Here is a 17,470-nt window from a genome sequence, read left to right as displayed (position 1 = left end):
CGGGCCCCGGGCGGGTCAGGGGTAGGAGACCAGGTGGTCGATTCCGTCGTTCATCGGACCGGCCGGGCCGCCGGTGTCGTTGATGACGTGCTCGATGGTCCCCAGCTGCCCCAGCGACACGATGACCATGTGCCGGAACTCCACGCCCGCCGCGTCCGGCGCCTCGATGGCGCGCTCGGCGACGATCGTGTCGTCCTCCAGGAACAGGCAGTACACGCCCAGCCCCCACGCCCGGTGCTCGGTGACCCCGGCATCCACCCGGTAGCCCGGGAAGCCGCGGACGTCGCCGTCCATGAACGCCTCCTGGTTGGGCGGGTCGTAGGGCATCTCGCACTGGAAGAAGTAGGTGCGCCCGCGCTCGCCGTTCCACCGCACCTGTTCGCGCTGGTAGTGCTCGGCGAACAGGCCGTAGGCGATGACGTCGTCGCCGTTGACGACCAGCCCGTGCGCGGCCGGGTTGACCTCCCAGCCGACGCCGTCGCCGTGGTCGCCGCGCCACAGCCACACGTGGTCGATGATCGTGTCGTGGCTGTTGACGACCAGGCTGGTGACGGCGCTGCCGGGTCCGGCCCCGCCGACGCGGGCGAACACGTCGTGGATGTGGATCGGGTCGTCGGCGTGCCGGGCCGAGGCGCCCGGCGGGCCGACCTCGATGAGGACCTCCGACTCCTCCGGCCCGGCGTCCACCAGCAGCCCGGCCAGCTGCACCCCGTCCACGTCCGCCACCCGCAGCGCGGCGATCCCGCCCTCGGGGATGAACGTGGCCAGGCCCAGACCCAGGACGATCGTGCCCGGGGCGGTGACCTCCAGGGTCTCGTCCAGCCGGTGGACGCCGGGGGTGACGAGGAGGTGGCGGCCCTGGGCCAGGGCCGCGTTCATGGAGGCGGCGGTGTCGCCCTCGCGGACGATGTGGAACTCCGACAGCGGGATCGAGCGGCCGGGGGTGGGGCCGTTCGACCAGGTGGTGCCGCGGGAGTCGGTGGAGGCGTGCGGGACGAGCACGTGGTACTCCCCGGCGTCGTCCACGTACAGGTAGGGCTTCTCCTTGACCTTCGGGGTGCGGTCGACGGTGGTGTGGGAGGGGTCGGGGAAGTGGTTCGGCGGGGCGCCGTCCACGCCGACGAACACCATGTTCCACACCGACCCGGCCCACTCGCCGAGTTCGCTGTTGCGGGTGAACCACTGCTGCTGGGAGCCGGAGACGACCCGGTCCACCTTGCAGTCGGCCATGTAGCCGCCGCTGGCCCAGCCGTCGTAGCCGTCCCACAGGGGCATCTCGCCGCGGATGTGGACCCGGCGGATCGGGGCCGCCTGGGAGACGGCGTAGCGGTTGTACCCGTCCCAGGGGGTGACGGACAGGTTCTCGCTGATGCGCCAGAAGTTGTGGGTGGCGTTGCCGCCGAACCAGTCGGCGATGACGCGCACCCAGCCGATGATCTCGACGTCGTCGGGCGACCGGCCGAGCCCGGCGACGTGGGTGTAGTAGCCGATGTTGGCGTCGATGTCCTGGTAGCGGCCGGGTTTGAAGAGGAAGGCGTGGCGGCCGGGGCCGAACTGGTCCGACTCCTGGCGGGTGAAGACCGCGTCGAGGGCGGCCTGGATCTCCTCGCGGGGCATGGCGGGGTCGAAGACGGTGACGTTGGGCCCCAGGTCGGGGTCGGCCGCGGCGGCCGCCGCGGGGGCGGCGGCGAGCGCGCGCCCGGCGATGGCCGCGGTGGCCGCGACGGCGGCGGCGCCGGCCAGGGCCTGGCGGCGGGTGAGGCCGGTGCGGTGGTGGTCCGGGAGGGTCACAGGGGTTTCTCCTTGCAGCGGGCCGTGCATTCCGGATGTGAGAGCGCTCTCGCACGCGCCGCGGGGAGGCGCGGCGCGCACGAGAGCGGTTCGGGGGCGGGGCGGTCTACGGGAGTTCGTAGTCCTCGTTGAGGGCGGCGCCCCGCTCGGGGTGGAACTGGTCGTAGCCGCGGGCGTCGCACTGGAGCCCGCCGTTGATGCAGTGGTCGACCATCGCGGCCAGGGTCGGCTCGTCCCAGGCGTTGAAGAAGTCGTAGTGGAACGAGTAGCCCGCCCCGCTCGCCAGGTGGACCTGCGAGGTGTCGCTGCCGGCCGGGAAGGCCATCTTGAACTCGATCATGGGCACCGCGACCGGGTGGCTCTCCGGGCAGTGGTTCTGCCCGTTCACCACCACCGGGTAGGACATGTGCGCCTGGTGGTCGGGCGAGTCCAGGTGGCGGCCGTCCCAGCAGCTGGGCGCCTGGAAGCGCACGTTGAGCTGGCTGCCCTCCGCGCACTGCGAGGGGAAGTCCTCGTTGTCGTAGTCGTCGCCACACTCCCAGCCCTGGATGGCACCGGGGTGGTCCATGAACTCCTGCGCGCTCTGCATGGGGCTGCCCACGACGTAGCGCAGGCCGGTGGGGAAGGGGCGGACGCTGGTGTAGTCGCGGATGCCCGACTTGTAGTAGATGACCTGGGGTCCGGTCGGGCGGACCTCCTGGTCGCCGTTGAACATGGTCGGCATCCAGTAGGCGGACAGGTCGCCGGGGACCAGGCAGGTGGTCCCGCCCTGCTTCAGGGACTCCAGCGTGCTGTTCGCGTCGGTGGTGGTGTTGCCCATGAAGGTGTGGTCGTGGGAGCCGCCCGGCATGCCGGGGTAGACGATGGGGTCGTCGGGGGCGGTGTGGGACACCGAGCAGTTGGCCTGGAACTCGCGGTGCTCGGCGAAGGGCGGCGGGTCCTCCAGCGGGGGGATGCCCTCGACCGGCTCGTCGACGGGCACCCACTCGCCGGGCGGCGGGGCGGCCATCGCGGGCATCGCGTGGCCGGCGTGTTCGGCGGTGTCGGCGGCGTCCAGGGTGTCGGCCGCGCTGAACGCGCCGAGGCCGGTGGCACCCAGGAGCGCGGCGGCGGCGACCACCAGGAACGTTCGGGGGGACAGGGGGCTTCTCTTCGTCATGCGGACCTCCGGTGGGCCGCGCCGGGCGGCTCCGGTAGCAGGGGGTGGGTCGCATCGGTCGTCGGGCCCGGCCGCGTCAAACGGTCGGGAGAGCGCTCTCCCGCCAGTGTTTCCCTCTCATCACGCCGTGTCAAGACACCGTTAACGACCGAAATTCCGGGCCTCCCCGCCCACCGCTCCCGTGTCGGCGGGTCGGTCACGGCCGCGAACAGCGCCTCGACCTGTCCCCGTCCCCGTGTTCGGCACCGGGGCGGCCGGTAGGCTGCACGACCTCACCCGGGCGCCGCCCGTGCCCGGGAGCCCCCCGGAAAGAGGGAAGAACACGTGATCGTCTTCATCAACGGTCCCTTCGGGGGCGGCAAGACCACCACCGCCGAGGCACTGGTGGAGCTGCTGCCCGGCGCCCGGCTCTTCGACCCCGAGATCGTGGGGTACATGCTGGCCGCGTTGATGGGCGACAGCGGCCGGTCCGACTTCCAGGACCTGCCGCCGTGGCGGCCGCTGGTCGCGGCGACCGCCGCCGAGGTGGCGGCCTGCACCGGGCAGGACCTGGTGGCGCCGATGAGCGTCCTCGACCGGGGGTACTTCGAGGAGATCGGCGACGGGCTGCGCGCCCGCGGGATGGCCGTGCACCACGTGCTGCTGCGCACGGACCCGGCCACGCTGGAGGAGCGGATCGCGGGGCACACCCTGGTCCCCGGCGACCCCGGGCGCAGCGCGGCCGGGGCGGCGTTCCGGCGTTCGCGCGCGGCGGCGTTCTTCGAGGCGGCCGACGGCTGGCTGGGCACGGAGGCCGACCTGGTGGTGGACACCACCGGAGTCGCGCCCGGGGAGGTGGCGCGGCGGGTGGCGGAACACCTGGCGGGTGCCGTCGCCACCTGAGGCGCAGGCCGCCCCGCGCCGATCACGGAGCGCATCCGCCCCTTACCCGGGGTTTACAAAACCCGGGTAGGGCGCACGGGTACGGGTCGGAGAAGCAGAGGGAGCGTGCGGCGATGTTCGACGACGTCGTGGAGTGGTTCAAGGGTCTCTTCGGCGGGGCCGCCGAGGAGGCGGTCCAGGGGGCAGCGGATCCGGGCGAGACCGCCCAGGGCTACGGGGAGGCGGCGCAGGGGTTCGGCGAGGACACGTTCGGCGGGGCCGCCGAGGCCGCCCAGGGTTACGGGGAGACCGCGTTCGGCGAGGCGTCCGAGGTGGCGCAGGGGTACGGGGAGGCCGCCTTCGGCGAGGCGGGCGAGACCGTGCAGGGCTTCCAGGAGCAGGCCGACGCCGTCGGCGGGTTCGTGGAGGACCCGGGCGGTGCCGTCACCGACGCCGCCCGCGACCGCCTCACCGGCGAGGGGAGCTAGCGGCGTCCTGCCCGGCGTCTCCGCCGGGCAGGACGCGGTCGATCTCACCGTCCAGGATCCCCCTCGCCCGTTCGGGGGTGAGGTGGCCGAGCAGCGACTGGAGGCGCAGTCCCTCCGCGAGCGCCATCAGCACCGCGGCGTCCCGGGCGGCGCCGGTCCGGCCGTGGGCGCGCAGCAGGTCCTCCAGCACCCCCTGGATCCCCGCGTACCCCTGGAGCAGGAACCGCGCCAGCCCGGGCTCGACCAGCGCGCGGGCCTGGAAGGCCACACCCACGCGTTGGCGGGCCTCGCCCTCCGGTGACGCGGCGAGCAGGCCTCCCAGGACGGCCCGGGCCACCTCGCGCGGCCCGGGGTCGGCCAGGGCGGCCAGCTGCTCGTGGACCCCTGCCGCGTCGTGCTCCCCCACGTACTCCAGGGCGAACCGGAGCATGTCGTCCTTGGTGTGGAAATAGTGCTGGACCCTGCCCATCGAGACCCCCGCGCGGGTCGCGACGTCACGCAGGCTCACCGCTTCCAGGCCCCGGTCGGCGATGAGGGCGCAGACCGCCTCCGCGATCTGGGCCCGGCGTTGGCGGTGATCGACCTGCTTGGGCATCGCCCCTCCTTCCGACGCACCGCATTGCACCATACTCCGCGCGGGGTTGTTACAATGCAAGCGCATTGCAATGCGACCGCATTGGAAAGAAGGGATGGGCGACCATGCGCGACCGACTGCGCCTCATATTCGTCGACGGCTGGATCTACGGCCTCACCCTGGTCGTCGGCGTCCTGATGATCGTTCAGGGCTACGGCTCGGGGATCACCGAACTCGTCTGGGGCGTCTCCTGGGGGCCGCTCGCCGCCCTCGCCGAGCGGGTCGACCTGCCCGACGGCTCGCCGCTCCTGCTCGGGACCACGGGGTGCATCGTGGTCCTGGCCGCCTGCTTCGCCATCGCCCACGACTGAGCCCCGACCCGGCCGGGCCGCCCCGGCGAGGGCGGCCGGACCGCCCTGCCGGGTCGCGGGGACACCCCCGCCCCCGGGGCCGGAGGCGGGTCTCAGCCGCGGCGGGCGCGCGGTGCCGCCCCGGCGACCAGCGCGAGCAGGCCCGCGGCGCACAGCCACGCGAACACGTCGCCCACCCGCGCGTAGACCGTGGGGACCCCCTCCCCGGGGACGTGGGCCACCAGGAGCTGCCGCTCGGCGGTGTAGTAGTCCACCGTCGCCAGGGTCCGCCCCAGCGGGTCGACCGCGTTGGCCCGGCCCCGGCTCGCCTGGCGGACCAGCGACACACCGTTCTCCACCGCGCGGAACACCGAGTTGCGGGCGTGCATCTCCTTGATCCCCTCCCAGGTGTTGGCGCCGATGAGCAGGATGTCCGCCCCGGCGGCGCCCGCCTGGCGAACGGTTCCCGGGAAGTCCCCGTCGTAGCAGATGACCGTGGCCAGCCGCCCCGCGGGTGTGTCGACCACGGGGACGCGGCCGTCGCCGGCTTCGTAGGGTTCCAGCACCGGGATGGGATGGCTCTTGTCGTAGGTCCACAGCACGGTCCCGGCGGGGTCGACCAGGACCATCTGGTTGCGCAGGTGCGGCGCCGCCTCGGTGTAGACCGACATCCCGGCGTTGACGTACACGCCGTGCCGCCGGGCGACCCGGGCGATGTCCTCCACCAGCAGGTCGCGGTCGGCCTCCAGCGTGAAGGCCGCCGACTCCGCCCAGACCACGACCTCGGCGCCCGCCTGGGCCTCGCGTCCGGTGGCGGCGAGGAGATCGTCGTTGACGGCGGCGAAGCGGGTGCGCATCTCGGATCGGTCGGCGGCGAGGATGGCCTCCAGGGAGTCGTACTCGTGGAAGGTCGGCCGGAGCCCCTCCCAGGCGGCCCTGGAGGCACTCACCCCGGCGACACGCACCGTGTCGGCGGGGGGCGGGGAGAACACCAGGCGCGCCCCGCCCAGCACGATGACCAGGGCGACGGTCGCGACGGCGGCGACCACGGCGTTCCGGGACCTGCGGTCCTTCGGCCCGCGCTCCCACAGCAGTGCGGCGGCCGACGCGGTCCAGGCGATCAGGAAGCTCACCCCGTACACCCCGGTCACCGAGGCCACCTGGATCAGCGCCGTGTTCTCGGCCTGGGTGGCACCCAGGACCCCCTGGATCGTGCCGAAGGGCGTGGCCGAGGCGACCGCGAACTCCACCGCGACCACGGCGGCGGGGAAGACCGCGCCCGCCCACCGGCCGACCCGGCGGTACAGGAGCCGGTCGACCGCGTACGGGACCGCGTGGACCAGGGCGAGGGCCAGGGCGAGCGGGAGGAAGGACGGAGACAGCAGGTCGGCCAGGGCCAGCCAGACCGTCGTGGAGACGGCGGTGGAGGCCAGGGCGCCGACGGACGCGGCGAGGGGGCCGACCGAGCGGGTGAAGCGGAGCAGCAGGACGGGGAAGAGCCAGGCGAGCAGGGCGATGTCCCAGGCCGCCTGCATGGCGAAGACGGACAGGAGGGTCCCGGCCGCCCACAGGGTCGCGCGGCGCACGGATGCGGAGTCCACGGATCTCCCTTCGGGGTGGATGGATGTGGCGGGCCCGGCCGGGGCACCGCAAAAGCTACGCGGCGGGCTCCCCCGTTTCCCATGGGGGATTCCGCCCGGTGCGTACGGGATCCCGCGGCGGGAACTGCGGTGTCCCGCAGTACCGGCGGCGCCCGGCGGCGGCTACCGTCCTAAAGCGTGTTCCGTGGCGGCCGCCGGGCCGGGGTCGGCGGCGACCCGGAGCGCGGAACACGATCGAAGTGCGGGGGACGTATGGGCGGTGGGGACCGGGCGGTGCGTGTCTGGGCGCGGGCCGCGGCGGGCACCGCCCTGGGCGCGGTGTCGGCGGTCGCGGAGGTCGCGGTGCTGGTGGCGCTGCCGGTCCTGCTGCCGCTGGGCGCCGCCGAAGGCGGGCGGCGGCTGCTGGACCGGGTGCTGCGGCCGCTGGAGCGGGTCGAGCGGTGGCGGCTGGCCGCCCTGTTCGGGATCGAGATCGTCGGGGAGCCCGGCCCGCTGCGCGTGCTGGCGTACCTGGCGGTGCGGTGCCCGGTGGGGCTGTTCGGCGGGCTGGTGCTGGGCTTCTTCCTGCCGGCCGGGTTCTACCTGGCCTTGTCTCCCCTGGCGGTGCTGGACGGCAACCCGGTCGGGATCGTCCCGTTCGGGCTGGCCCTGGTGTACCTGAGCGTGCAGGGACTGGTGGGGCTGGTGGGCACCGAGCGCTGGCTCGCCCGTCGCCTGCTGGGCCCCAGCCGCCGGGACCTGCTGGAGGAGCGGGTCGCCGAGCTCACCGTGTCGCGGGCCGGGGTGGTCACCGCCGTGGACCGGGAGCGCCGCCGGATCGAACGCGACCTGCACGACGGATTGCAGCAGCGGCTGGTCCTGGTCGGCATGGCCCTGGGCCGGGCCCGCCGCGACCCCGGGTCGGTGCGCGGCCGGGAGCTGGTGGAGCAGGCCCACCGGGAGGTGGGAAACGCGATCCGCGACCTCAAGGAGGTCGCCTGGCGGGTGTATCCGGCGGTGCTGGCCGAGTCCGGGCTGGCGGCGGCGCTGGACGGGCTGGCCGCCCGGTCGGAGCTGCCGATCCGGGTGTCCTGCGGGCCGCTGGCGGGGATCGCGCCGGTGGTGGAGACCGCGGCCTACTTCGTGGTGGCCGAGGCGGTCACCAACACGGTCAAGCACGCCGGGGCCACCCGGGTGGACGTGCACGTCGAGAGGGAGGGGAACGCGGTGGTGGTCCGGGTGCGCGATGACGGGACGGGCGGGGCCGACCCGTCGGGGACGGGGCTGTCCGGGCTGGCGGGCCGGGTGGGCGCGCTGGACGGGAGCCTGGCCGTGGACAGCCCGGCCGGCGGGCCGACGACGGTGACGGCGGTGCTGCCGTGCGGGTGATCGTGGCCGAGGACTCGGCGCTGCTGCGCGAAGGGCTGGTCCGGCTGCTGGAGGACGAGGGCCACCGGGTAATCGCCGCCGTCGGGGACGCCGACGCCCTGCTCGCGGCGGTCGGGGCGGAGGAGCCCGACGTGGTCGTGGCGGACGTGCGCATGCCGCCCACCCACACCGACGAGGGGCTGCGGGCGGCGGTGCGGCTGCGCCGTGAGCGCCCGGGGGTCGGGGTGCTGGTGCTGTCCCAGTACGTGGAGCGGCGCTACGCGACCCGGCTGTTCACCGAGAACACCGGCGGGGTCGGCTACCTGCTCAAGGACCGGGTGATGGAGGTGGACGGCTTCCTCGACGCGCTGGAGAGGGTGGGGTCGGGCGGGGCGGCGTTCGACCCCGAGGTGGTGCGGCAGCTGCTGGCCGGCGGCGAGGGCGACGGGCTGACCGGGCGGGAGCGCGCGGTGCTGGAGCTGATGGCGCAGGGGCACACCAACCCGGCGATCGCCGAGCGGTTGTTCGTGTCGGTGAGCGCGGTGGAGAAGCACGCCAACGCGATCTTCGAGAAGTTCGGGCTGGCCGCCGCACCGGGGTACAACCGCCGGGTGCTGGCGATCCTGCGCCACCTGGGCTCCTGACGGCGGCCCGCCGGGTGTTCCGGGACCCGGCGGGCCGCTCTTCGGCAGCGGAGGCTAGCCGAAGTCCACGTCACTGCACAGGTAGTACACCTGGTCCTGGTGGGAGGCCTTCCAGATCGTGTAGACGATGTGGTGGCCGGTGTAGCCCGAGGTGGTGACGTCGATCAGGTAGTCGTTGCCGGGCGGATACTGGCCGGTCTGCGCGACCAGCTCCAGGTCGTTCCAGCCGGGGGCCTGCGTCGTCGGGTCGAAGCCCTGGCGGGTGACGTACACCTGGAAGTAGTCCGCCCCGTGCGAGGCCTGGTCGTAGAGGTGGATGGTGAAGGAGTCGTCCACCGCGGTGGTCTCCCACGCGCCGGGGGTGTCGAGGGAGTCGTAGCGGCCGCCCTCGGTATTGCCGCCGCTGCACAGGGTGCCGTCGGGCACCTGGCCGCGGTGGTCGCCGCCGACGTTGTCGCGGTACAGCCCGTTCCAGTTCCACATGGCGTTGGGGTTGTCCTGCCACGCCTGCCAGCACATGGGGTCTTCCTGCGCCATGTCCGGGTTGAGGTGGTCGTCGCCCCAGCGCTCGAAGCAGCCGTAGTTGCGGGAGGCGGGGTCGACCACGGAACCGTGCGCGGAGGCGGGCGCGGCCGTGGCGGTGAGGGCGAGCAGGGGCAGCGCCGCCAGGGTGAGGGCCCGGGCCGCCAGGGGCAGGCGGGGGCGGGGGGTGGTCGGTTCGGTGTTCTCGTGCATTGCGTCTCCGTCGGTCTCGGCCGTGAGGCCGCGCGACGGGGAGCGCTCCCACGCCGATTGTTACCCAACGGATCCGGACCGAAACACAGCGCTGCCGAAGATTCTCGGCCGAGCCGGTCCGCCCGGGGTGGGGCCTGCGGAAAGCGGGAGACGGCAAGCGGACGACGGGGGAATTCGGGACGGCGTTCCTGAAATAAGTCCGCCATATGGTGTTTACATATCACCATTGGCGGGTTAGTTTTCTGGCACGCCGCTCGGGTTCTCCGGGCACCGGCGCGGTGAGCCCGGCGGCGTGCCACCATCCGTCCATTCACCAACCCGCTCACGACGCGACTGGGAGCGCTCCCAATCTGCCGGTCGCACTTTCCCCCTTTTCCCTTTCCCTTGAGCTCCCGGAGATCATTTCCCCATTTCCGGGAGGGCGCCCGCCTCCTCGCCGGGGCGGGCGCCGGTGTGTCCGGACCTGGGAGCATGGGGTGCGATCGTGTGTGGGAGGAGCGGACATGGCGGACCTGGTGGAGACGGACACCGTCGTCGTCGGGCTGGGCGCGATGGGCGCCCAGACCCTGTGGCGGCTGGCGCGGCAGGGGGTCGACGCCATCGGGGTCGAGCAGTTCACGCCCGGCCACGACCGCGGCTCCAGCCACGGCGAGTCCCGCATCATCCGCACCGCCTACCTGGAGGGCGAGGAGTACGTCCCGTTCGTGCGGGCCGCCTGGCGGGCCTGGGCCGAACTGGAGGAGGCCTCCGGGGAGCGGCTCGTCCACCGCACCGGGGCTCTCATGCTGGGCGCCCCCGACAGCGCGGCGGTGACCGGATCGCTGGCCGCGGCCGCCCGGCACGGGCTCGCCGTGGAGCACCTGTCCGACTCCGACCTGGCCGAACGCTTTCCCCAGCACGCGGTACGCCCCGGCGAGGAGGGCGTCTTCGAGGAGGAGGGCGGCGCCGTCCTGCCCGAGGCCGCCATCCTGGCCGCGGTGCGGCTGGCCCGCGGAGCCGGCGCCCGTGTGATCACCGGCGCGGCCGTCACCCGGATCGAACCCGACCCCGACCACCCCCGTGTGTTCGTCGGCGGCACCGAGATCCGCGCCCGGCGGGTGGTGGTCACCGCCGGGGCGTGGCTGCCCACGCTGCTGCCCGCCCTGGCTGGACTGGGCGGCGGCATCCGGGTGGAGCGCCGGGTGCTGGGCTGGTTCCGGCTCACCGACGGCGCCCCGCCGCACGCCGCGGGCCCGGTGTTCGCCCGCGACGAACCCAACGGCACCCTCTGGTACGGGTTCCCGAGCCTGGACGGGCGCACCGTGAAGATCGGCGTGCACGCCGAGGCGCCCGGCGCGCAGCGCCGCCCCGGGTCCCAGTGGGGGGAGCCCGCCGACCCCGCCGCCGGCCCGCGCCCGCCCGACGCGGACGACGCCCGCAGGCTCGGTGAGCTCACCGCCGGGCTGCGCGGCGTCGAGCCGCTGCCCGAACGCATGGCGGCGTGCATGTACACGATGACCTCCGACGAGCACTTCGTCATCGGCCGCCACCGCGACCTGCCCGGCCTGGTGGTCGCGGGCGGGTTCTCCGGGCACGGGTACAAGTTCGCCTCCGCGGTGGGCGCGGCCCTGGCCGACCTGGCGCGGAACGGGGAGACCGCGGTGCCGGTCTCCAAGTTCGACCCGCACCGCTGGGACGCCGGGCGGCCGTGACCCGCGGGAGGGGACCGTGGGATCATCTCCCCCAGCGCGGCGCGAGCGCACCCCACCCCGTCCCCCTTTCTCGGAAGGACTCCCCCGAATGCAGAACAGCACCCAGCGGACCGCGCTCGTCACCGGCGCCTCCTCCGGCATCGGCCGGGCCGTCGCCGCCGACCTGGTCCGGCGCGGATACCGCGTGTACGGGACGAGCCGCAGGCCCGAGGCCGTCGCCGACCCCGTGGCCGGGGTGGAGTACCTGGCCCTGGACCTGACCGACGAGGACTCCATCACGGCCTGCGCCAAGGCCGCCGGGGACGTGGACGTGCTGGTCAACAACGCGGGCGAGAGCCAGAGCGGGCCGCTGGAGGAGCTGCCCATGGACGCCCTGGAGCGGCTGTTCCGCCTCAACGTGTTCGGTGCGGTGCGGCTCACCCAGCTGCTGCTGCCGGGGATGCGCGCGCGCCGGTACGGGCGGGTGGTCATGGTCGGGTCGATGCTGGCCAGCTTCCCGCTGGCGCACCGGTCCTCGTACGTGGCGTCCAAGGCCGCGATCAAGGGGTTCGCGAACGCGCTGCGCCGCGAGGTCTCCCCGTACGGGATCGGGGTGGCCACCGTGGAGCCCGGGTCCATCAACACCGGCATCAGCGAGCGGCGCACCCAGTACCTGCGCGAGGGCTCCCCCTACACCGACGACTACCGCACCATGCTGGCCGCGCTCAACGCCAACGAGGCGGCGGGCATCCCCGCGGAGACGGTGTCCCGCACGGTTCTGCGGGCGATCGAGGACGCCCGGCCGCGGCCGCTGTACGCGGTGGGCAGCAACGCGCCGCTGGTGTTCGCGCTGCGGCGGCTGATGCCGCGTTCGGTGATCCTGGACATCGTCGCCCGGAAGCACGGGTTGAAGTGAGCCGGGGGCCGGGGCGCGGGTCGGGGCGGGGACCGGGGCCCGGGTCGGGACGCGGGTCGGAGCGGGGACCGGGGCGCGGGTCGGGACGCGGGTCGGAGCGGGAGCTCTCGATGGCCGCCGCCTGGCTGCTGCTGGCGGCGGTGACCGCGGTGGAGTCGGCCGTCCTGTGCGGGGCGGCCGCCCTGGTCGGCGCGGCCTGGTGGTGGGGCCTGGTGCCGGTGGCGGTGATGCTGGTCGGCGCCGAGGTGTTCATGCGGATCACCGAGGGGGCGCCGCTGGTCATCCGGGACAACGCGGTGTTGACCGAGGAGGATCACCCGCGGCTGTTCGCGGTCACGGCCCGGCTGTGCGCGCTGGCCGGGCGGGACGTGCCGGAGCTGCGGCTGTTCGACCACCCCCTCCCCAACTCCCTGGCGTACACGCCGCCCGGGGGCCGCCCCGCGGTGTACGTGACCATCGAGCTGCTGGAACGGCTGGACGACCGGCGGCTGGAGGCGGTGATCGCACACGAGCTGGCCCACCTGCACCACCGCGACCAGCGGGTCCTGGTGTTCACGCGGGCGATGACCGAGTGGGCGCTGCGCCTGCCGGGCGGGCTGTTCATGTTCGCGGGCCGGGCCGACCTGTGGCTGTGCGGGCTGGCCCGCCGGTGCGGGAGCCGCTGGGCCCCGGCCGTGGAGGCGCACCGCGCGCGGGAGCTGGACGAGCGGTGTCCGGAGCCGACCGTGCCGGCCCGGTGGCGGACGCCCGCCCTGGTCGCGGTGGGCCTGGTGCGCGCCGTCGTCCTGCTGACGGCCGGGCTCGTGATCCTTCCCCTGGTCATCGCGGGGGTCGCCCAGTTCGCCGTGACCTGGCCGGCCAAGGCGGCGGTCCTGGGGATCCTGGTCCGCCGCCGGGAGCTGGCCGCCGACCGGGCCGCCGCCGAGCTGACCGGTGAGCCCTCGGTGCTGGCCGCCGCCCTGCTGGAACTGGGCGGGCCGTCGGTGTCGCCGCCGACCCGGGACCTGCGTGTTCCGGGGGTCGCGTCGGTGCTGGCGATCATGCCGTTCGAGGGCGGCCCGGTCCGGGGCGGGCGGGGTCCGGACGGGGAGGGCCGGAGCGGGTGGAGCCGGAGCGGGTGGGGCCGGGTCCTGCTGCGGTTGGGGGCCACGCACCCGTCCGTGCCGCGCCGGGTGGCGGCGCTGCGGGACCTGTCCGCGGCGCGGTAAGCGAGCTGAAAGCGGGGCGCCGGAGAATCGGCTCCGACGCAGGGCGCGAGGCGGCAGGCGACCACGAGAACGCCACAGGACGACAACCCACGACCCGTACGCTCCGCCGGAGGGACGGACCCTCCGGCGGTGACCGGGGCCTTCGGAGATCCGGGCCCGACGGGGATCCGGGCGGCGGGGGCGGCGCGGGACCGGGTGAGGGCTGCCTTAGGTTGGGCGGTACAGATCGCCGACAACCGTGGAGGTGCCGCGTGAGCGTCGTCAAGTTCAACGTCCTGACCGTCCCGGAGGGTGCCGGGGCCACGCTGGAGGAGCGGTTCGCCAACCGTGCGGGCCTGGTGGAGGGACAGCCCGGGTTCGAGGAGTTCCAGCTGCTGCGTCCGGTGGAGGGCACCGACAAGTACCTGGTGTACACCCGGTGGCGGTCCCAGGAGGACTTCGAAAACTGGCTGAACAGCCAGGAGTTCCGCCGGGGGCACGCCCAGGCCGCCGCCGACGCGGGCCGCACCGGACACGGGCACGGGCAGGAGTCGGGGCAGGGACACGGCCACGGGCACGGCGGTCCCGCCGCGACCGGCAGTGAGCTGTGGGGCTTCGAGGTGATCCAGCGCGTCTCCGCCAAGGACGGGGGCTGACCAGGAGCGGGAAGCGGCCTTCCCCGGGTGCCCGCGCGGAGCGGGCACCCGGGGCGGCCGCCCGGGCACGACGCGGGCGGCGCGGCGGGCGGCGGCACGGCGGGCGGCGGCACGGCGGTGCGGTCAGGGGCTCTGCGGGGCGCGGGCCTCGATGAGGAACCGGGTCGTGGTGGCGGTGAAGGAGCCCTCGCGTTCGATGTGGTCGTGCATCGCGCGCAGCCGGTCGAGGTACTTCTCCACGGTGAAGTCCGGGACCATCCACACGACCTTGCGCAGGAAGTAGACCACCGCGCCGACGTCGAAGAACTCGGTGCGCAGCCCCTCCGACCGCAGGTCCACCACCTCCAGCCCCGCCGCCTCGGCGGCGCGCCGGGCGCGGTCGGGGTGACGGTTCGTCCGGGTCTCCTCCGGCTGCGGGCCGAGGAAGAACTCCACCACCTCGAAAACACTCGCCGGACCCACCTCCTGGGACAGGTAGGTGCCGCCCGGGGCGAGCACCCGGGCGATCTCCGGCCAGTTCGCGGCCACCGGGTGGCGGGAGACCACCAGGTCGAAGGCGTCGTCCCCGAACGGCAGGGGGTCGGTGTCGACCGCGGCGACCACCGCGGCGCCCAGGGGGTGCAGCAGGCGGGTGGCCGTGGCGACGTTGGGCGGCCAGCCCTCGGTGGCGACCGTCAGCGGCGGCCTGCGGGGAACACCCGCCAGGAGCTCCCCGCCCCCGGTCTGCACGTCCAGGGCGGCGCTCGCCCGCGCCATGCGTTCGGCCACCAGGCGGTGGTAGCCCCAGGAGGGGCGCTGCTCGGTGGCGCGCCCGTCCAGCCAGGAGAAGTCCCACCCGGCCACGGGTGCGGCGGCGGCCTCGGCCACCAGGTCGTCGAAGGTGCTCATGGAGGCATGATCACATCCGGGCCCGTCCGGGGTCAGGTGGTTTTCGGCGCGCCCGGGCATGTCATCCGGTCATGGGGCCACCCCGCTGTAGGCGCACCGGAACGGACTCGCCAGGATGGACCCCCATGAGGACACTGCTCCGGTTCACCGGCACCGTCGCCCCGTTGCCCGCCGTCACCGCAGGGCTGGTCGCGGTGCTGGTCGGGGTGACGAGTTCCGCGGCCATCGTGTTCACCGCCGCCGAGGCCGCCGGGGCCGACTCCGGGCAGATCGCGTCGTGGATGCTCGCCCTCGGTGTGGGCATGGCCGTCACCTGTGTGGGCCTGTCCCTGCGCCACCGGGCCCCCATCGTCACGGCCTGGTCCACGCCCGGCGCCGCGCTGCTGGCGGTCGGCCTGGACGGGGTGACTCTGGCGCAGGCGGTCGGGGCGTTCGTGTTCTCGGCCGCGCTGATCACGCTGAGCGGGGTCACCGGCTGGTTCGAGAAGGTCATGGACCGTATCCCCGTGCCGCTGGCCGCCGGGCTGCTGGCCGGGGTGCTGCTGCAGTTCGGGATCGGCCTGTTCACGAGCATGCAGGGCGACCTCGCCGTGGTGGCCGCCATGTTCGCCGTGTACCTGGCGGCCCGGCGCTGGTCGCCGCGCTACGCCGTGCCCGCCGCGCTGGTCGCCGGGGGCGCCGTGGCGGCGCTGCGCGGAACCCTGGACCTGTCCGGGGTGACCCCCGAACCGGCGGTGCCGGTGCTCGTCGTCCCCGAGTTCTCCTGGCAGGTGCTGGTGAGCGTGGGGGTGCCGCTGTTCGTGGTGACGATGGCGTCGCAGAACCTGCCCGGGGTGGCGGTGCTGCGCAACGACGGCTACCGGGTGCCGGTGTCCCCGCTCATCGGGTGGACCGGGGTGACCAACCTGGTGCTGGCGCCGTTCGGCTGCTTCGGCATGAACCTGGCGGCGATCACCGCCGCGATCTGCACCGGCCCCCAGGCCCACCCCGACCGGGGGCGGCGGTTTCTGGCCGGGGTGTGGGCGGGGGTGTTCTACCTGGTCGTCGGGGTGTTCGGGGCGACCGTCGCGGCCCTGCTGGTGGCACTGCCCCCGGCGCTGATCGCGGCCATCGCCGGGCTCGGCCTGCTCGGCACGATCGGCGGGTCGCTGTCGTCGGCGCTGGCGGACGAGCGGTCGCGGGAGGCGGCCCTGGTGACGTTCCTGGCGACGGCGTCGGGGGTCACCTTCCTGGGAATCGGCTCGGCGTTCTGGGGCCTGGTCGCCGGGGCACTGACCTGGGCGATCACCGCGCGGCGGGGCGCGGCGGCCGACAAGGAACCGGAGACCGCGTGAAATACGGGTTGCGTCCCACCGCGCGCGGCCGATAGAAAATACGCGCCCCGGGACAAACGGTGAACCGGGGTCCTACAACGAGAGGAGGCCGGGCCATGTCCACCGTGCACATCGCGCTCGTGGCCTCCCGGGGGAACCACTAGGGCCTACGCGGCCCGCCTCCGGGCGGTCGGGCGCACACATGAAGGTGTCGCCTTGACTGTTGCAGTATCCGACCTGACCGTTCGTCCGATCACCGGACCTGATGAGCTCCCCCTGTTCAACCGGTTCCCGTACCTGTTGAACGACGAATTCGCCGGGGACCTGGCCGAAGGCCGCCGTCATCCCGCGTGGATGTGGCTGGCCCTGGCCGGTGACCGCCCGGTGGCCCGGCTGTCCTTCTGGGCGCCGCACCGGGGCGATGCGCCGCTCCTGCTCGACGTTCTCGACGTCGACGACGAGGCCGCGGACCTGGACCGGGAGACCACCCTCGAACACCTGCTGCGCACCGCGTTGGCCGCCACCCTGCCCGAGGGCACGGTGCCGCCCGAGTACCTCCGGTATGTTTCCGCCGGCTGGCGCTCCGACCCGCGCGAGCACCGGGCGGTGGCCGAGCGGATGGCCGTCGTGGAGAAGACCGGTGGCTCGCTGCTCGTGGAGCGGCTGCGCTTCCAGTGGGACCTCAAGGACGCCGCTCCGAGCCCCGGCGACCGGCTGCGCTTCCGGGAGATCCGGGACGAGCAGGAGATGCGGGACCTGATGGCACGGGCGCTACAGGGAAGCCTGGACGCCCACCACCGGAACGAGCTCCGGACGAAGACCCCCGAGGAGGTCGTCTCCGACGAGTTCGCCGAGGAGTTCGGGCGCTACTCCACTCCGCGGTCCTGGTGGCGGATCGCCGCCACACCCGACGGGGAGCCGGTCGGGTTCGTCCTGCCCGCCCGCAACGTCATGCACCCGATCATCGGGTACATCGCGGTGCTGCCCGAGCACCGGGGCAACGGGTACATCGACGACCTGCTGGCCGAGGGCACCCGGGTGCTGGTCGAGGAGGGCGGCGAGACGTACATCCGGGCCGCCACCGACCTGGGGAACACTCCCATGGCCGAGGCCTTCGCCCGGGCCGGGTACGCCACCATCAGCAGGATCATCGACATGGTGTGGGACGCGCCGCTGTAGGGCGCGACCGGTAGCGGTTTCCGGTCGGTCGGCGCCAGCGCCGACCGACCGGCCGCGCCCCGTGCGCGACCTCTGGCCACGCCGCGGCCCGCGCAGTGCCGCGCCCGGCGG

At 74.1% G+C, this 17,470-nt stretch carries 17 protein-coding genes; 11 read left to right on the top strand and 6 right to left on the bottom strand.

What is annotated here, in order from left to right:
* Positions 1–15 precede the first annotated feature (15 nt).
* Complete coding sequence (locus ACJOT3_RS20875) at positions 16–1,791, bottom strand: pectate lyase-like domain-containing protein (RefSeq protein WP_406974700.1); 1,776 nt, start codon at positions 1,789–1,791, stop codon at positions 16–18.
* Between the two features lie 106 nt (positions 1,792–1,897).
* On the bottom strand, positions 1,898–2,950 hold the full coding sequence (locus ACJOT3_RS20870; RefSeq protein ID WP_406974698.1) for a DUF1996 domain-containing protein: 1,053 nt from the start codon (positions 2,948–2,950) through the stop codon (positions 1,898–1,900).
* A gap of 324 nt (positions 2,951–3,274) precedes the next feature.
* On the opposite strand from ACJOT3_RS20870, the gene ACJOT3_RS20865 reads away from it, so the two are divergent.
* Positions 3,275–3,832, top strand: a complete 558-nt coding sequence (locus ACJOT3_RS20865) for an AAA family ATPase (RefSeq protein ID WP_406974696.1) — start codon at positions 3,275–3,277, stop codon at positions 3,830–3,832.
* Between the two features lie 113 nt (positions 3,833–3,945).
* Complete coding sequence (locus ACJOT3_RS20860; protein WP_406974695.1) at positions 3,946–4,299, top strand: hypothetical protein; 354 nt, start codon at positions 3,946–3,948, stop codon at positions 4,297–4,299.
* Here the strand turns inward: ACJOT3_RS20860 and ACJOT3_RS20855 are convergent.
* Positions 4,280–4,894: a TetR/AcrR family transcriptional regulator gene (locus ACJOT3_RS20855; RefSeq protein ID WP_406974693.1), complete on the bottom strand. Its 615-nt coding sequence runs from the start codon at positions 4,892–4,894 to the stop codon at positions 4,280–4,282. The genes ACJOT3_RS20860 and ACJOT3_RS20855 overlap by 20 nt on opposite strands.
* A gap of 104 nt (positions 4,895–4,998) precedes the next feature.
* Here ACJOT3_RS20855 and ACJOT3_RS20850 point away from each other — a divergent pair, with 104 nt between their 5' ends.
* Positions 4,999–5,244 carry a hypothetical protein gene (locus tag ACJOT3_RS20850; RefSeq protein WP_406974691.1) on the top strand — a complete coding sequence of 82 codons (246 nt, stop codon included), beginning with the start codon at positions 4,999–5,001 and terminating at the stop codon, positions 5,242–5,244.
* A 92-nt stretch (positions 5,245–5,336) separates the two neighbouring features.
* Here the strand turns inward: ACJOT3_RS20850 and ACJOT3_RS20845 are convergent, their stop codons facing one another.
* Positions 5,337–6,824 (bottom strand): nitrilase-related carbon-nitrogen hydrolase, encoded by a 1,488-nt coding sequence (locus ACJOT3_RS20845; protein WP_406974690.1) that lies wholly within the window; start codon positions 6,822–6,824, stop codon positions 5,337–5,339.
* Between the two features lie 252 nt (positions 6,825–7,076).
* Here ACJOT3_RS20845 and ACJOT3_RS20840 point away from each other — a divergent pair, with 252 nt between their 5' ends.
* Together ACJOT3_RS20840 and ACJOT3_RS20835 are read left to right on the top strand one after the other, a co-directional pair.
* Positions 7,077–8,192: a sensor histidine kinase gene (locus ACJOT3_RS20840; RefSeq protein WP_406974688.1), complete on the top strand. Its 1,116-nt coding sequence runs from the start codon at positions 7,077–7,079 to the stop codon at positions 8,190–8,192.
* Positions 8,183–8,815 carry a response regulator transcription factor gene (locus tag ACJOT3_RS20835; protein ID WP_406974686.1) on the top strand — a complete coding sequence of 211 codons (633 nt, stop codon included), beginning with the start codon at positions 8,183–8,185 and terminating at the stop codon, positions 8,813–8,815. The genes ACJOT3_RS20840 and ACJOT3_RS20835 overlap by 10 nt, the downstream gene beginning before the upstream one ends.
* Before the next feature lie 54 nt (positions 8,816–8,869).
* Here the strand turns inward: ACJOT3_RS20835 and ACJOT3_RS20830 are convergent, their stop codons facing one another.
* Positions 8,870–9,550, bottom strand: coding sequence for a lytic polysaccharide monooxygenase auxiliary activity family 9 protein (locus ACJOT3_RS20830; RefSeq protein ID WP_406974684.1), 681 nt, complete (start codon positions 9,548–9,550; stop codon positions 8,870–8,872).
* Positions 9,551–10,053: 503 nt separating this feature from the next.
* Between ACJOT3_RS20830 and solA the strand changes: the two genes are divergently transcribed.
* The 4 genes from solA (at position 10,054) to ACJOT3_RS20810 (ending at position 13,979) form a co-directional block, all read left to right on the top strand.
* The gene (gene solA, locus ACJOT3_RS20825) at positions 10,054–11,241 is read left to right on the top strand and encodes an N-methyl-L-tryptophan oxidase (RefSeq protein WP_406974683.1); all 1,188 of its coding nucleotides are present in this window, start codon (positions 10,054–10,056) and stop codon (positions 11,239–11,241) included.
* A gap of 88 nt (positions 11,242–11,329) precedes the next feature.
* Entirely contained in the window at positions 11,330–12,136 is an 807-nt protein-coding gene (locus ACJOT3_RS20820; protein WP_406974681.1) for an SDR family oxidoreductase, read from the top strand.
* Positions 12,137–12,246: 110 nt separating this feature from the next.
* Entirely contained in the window at positions 12,247–13,344 is a 1,098-nt protein-coding gene (locus tag ACJOT3_RS20815; protein WP_406974679.1) for a M48 family metalloprotease, read from the top strand.
* A 251-nt stretch (positions 13,345–13,595) separates the two neighbouring features.
* Complete coding sequence (locus ACJOT3_RS20810; RefSeq protein ID WP_406974677.1) at positions 13,596–13,979, top strand: antibiotic biosynthesis monooxygenase family protein; 384 nt, start codon at positions 13,596–13,598, stop codon at positions 13,977–13,979.
* A 123-nt stretch (positions 13,980–14,102) separates the two neighbouring features.
* Here the strand turns inward: ACJOT3_RS20810 and ACJOT3_RS20805 are convergent, their stop codons facing one another.
* Complete coding sequence (locus ACJOT3_RS20805; protein ID WP_406974675.1) at positions 14,103–14,867, bottom strand: class I SAM-dependent methyltransferase; 765 nt, start codon at positions 14,865–14,867, stop codon at positions 14,103–14,105.
* A gap of 125 nt (positions 14,868–14,992) precedes the next feature.
* Here ACJOT3_RS20805 and ACJOT3_RS20800 point away from each other — a divergent pair, with 125 nt between their 5' ends.
* Positions 14,993–16,201, top strand: a complete 1,209-nt coding sequence (locus ACJOT3_RS20800; protein WP_406974674.1) for a benzoate/H(+) symporter BenE family transporter — start codon at positions 14,993–14,995, stop codon at positions 16,199–16,201.
* A gap of 195 nt (positions 16,202–16,396) precedes the next feature.
* Positions 16,397–17,359: a GNAT family N-acetyltransferase gene (locus ACJOT3_RS20795; protein WP_406974673.1), complete on the top strand. Its 963-nt coding sequence runs from the start codon at positions 16,397–16,399 to the stop codon at positions 17,357–17,359.
* The last annotated feature ends 111 nt before the right edge of the window (positions 17,360–17,470 follow it).

It is taken from the genome of Nocardiopsis protaetiae, assembly GCF_045446735.1.
In the GTDB taxonomy this organism is placed as follows: Bacteria; Actinomycetota; Actinomycetes; order Streptosporangiales; family Streptosporangiaceae; genus Nocardiopsis; species Nocardiopsis protaetiae.
Note: the sequence above shows the minus strand (reverse complement) of the source record. Positions and strands in the feature narration are given on the sequence as shown.